Origin of the sequence: Mesorhizobium sp. M0808 (assembly GCF_040320025.1) — a bacterium.
Classification (GTDB): Bacteria; Pseudomonadota; Alphaproteobacteria; order Rhizobiales; family Rhizobiaceae; genus Mesorhizobium.
This window is the reverse complement of sequence record NZ_JAMYOX010000108.1, coordinates 1-1,489: the sequence shown is the minus strand read 5'-3', so window position 1 is coordinate 1,489 and position 1,489 is coordinate 1. Positions and strand designations below refer to the sequence as shown.

General features: G+C 64.2%; 1 protein-coding gene. It reads left to right on the top strand.

Annotated elements, in window-relative coordinates; translation table 11 throughout:
- Nucleotides 1–196 precede the first annotated feature (196 nt).
- A complete protein-coding gene (locus NKI25_RS36155; protein ID WP_023675890.1) occupies nucleotides 197–1,489 on the top strand; it encodes an IS4 family transposase in 1,293 nt (430 codons plus the stop codon).

Genomic DNA, 1,489 nt, shown 5'->3' with positions numbered 1-1,489 from the left:
GCTAGGGCGTATACACATCTTGCTGCGACGGATTGACTCGGTTGTGACGTGTCGGATTCCGCCGGCGTGTGCTGTATGATTCTTCTGTGACGTTCTGATTTGGAGGAGCGTCGCCGATGCAGACATGCCAGGACTGGTCCTTGGGTTCATTTGGAGATCGTCGTCTCGATAAAGGGGGGCGAGGCTGCTCCAAGGCATGGTGCTGCGCGAAACGGTTTGCCTGCGCCGGCTTGCCGGTGGCGACCATTCCGAAGAGATCCGCTATGGGCGCTTTCTCGGCAATGACGCGGTGACAGCGGACCGGATCATCGCAGGCTGGAGCGATCAGACCCGGCTTGCGGTCGAGGGCCGGCATGTCCTGGCGGTGCAGGACACCAGCGAGATCAAGTTCCCGACGACAGAGGGCAACCGGCGCGGCCTGGGCAAGGTCAAAAAGGGCAATTGCTGGGGCCTGCTGCTGCATCCAATGCTGGCTCTTGATGCCGAGCGCGGTTCTTGCCTGGGTCTTGTGGGCGGGCAGGTGTGGACGCGCGGGGACGAGGAGCTGCCGCCGCATGCCGAGCGGCCGTTGAGCGAAAAGGAATCGCGCCACTGGATCGAGACGGCCGAAGCGGCCAAGCCGGTGCTGGCCCGGGCCGGCATGGTCACCTTCATCGCCGACCGTGAGAGCGACTTGTATATGATGTGGGCTGGTGTGCCGGACGGCCATTGCCATGTTCTGTCGCGTCTCATGAATGACCGGGCCCTCACCACTGGCGGCACGCTGCGCCGCGCCGTGGCGAAAGTGGTGTTCTGCGATACGCAGGTGATCGAGCTGCGCGAGCGCCAGGACCGCCCGGCGCGCCGGGCTGAGCTGTGCCTGCGCTTTGGCGAAGCCACGATCAAGCGGCCGGCGAACCTGCGCGCAAAGGGGCTGCCAGAGGGGGTGACGCTGCGCTGGGTCGAAGTCGTCGAGACGGCTGCGCCCGACGGCGTGGAGCCGCTTCATTGGCTGCTTCTGACCACCCATGCGGTGAGCAGCCCTGCCCAGGCCTGGCAGATCGTCGCCTGGTACAAGCAGCGCTGGACCATCGAGCAGTTCTTCCGGACGATGAAGGCCCAGGGCTTGAAGATCGAAGACAGCCAGCTGCAATCGGCCGCACGCCTGGAGAAACTCATTGCCATCGCCGCCAAGGCCGCGGTCATCGTCATGCAGCTCGTGCAGTCCCGCAGCGGCCAGGACGCTCAACCGGCAAGCCTCGTCTTCACGCCAAACGAGATCGACACACTTGCCGCGCTCGAGAAGCGCTTCAAAGGCAAGACCAAGCTGCAAGCCAATCCCCACCCCAGGAGCTCGCTCGCCTGGGCGGCATGGATCATCGCCAAGCTCGGCGGCTGGAACGGCTATGCTTCCTCCAGACCACCGGGACCAATCACCTTCTACAACGGCCTGGCCTACTTCCGTGCCTGTGCCGATGGATGGGCTCTGCGAGATGTGTATATGCCCTAG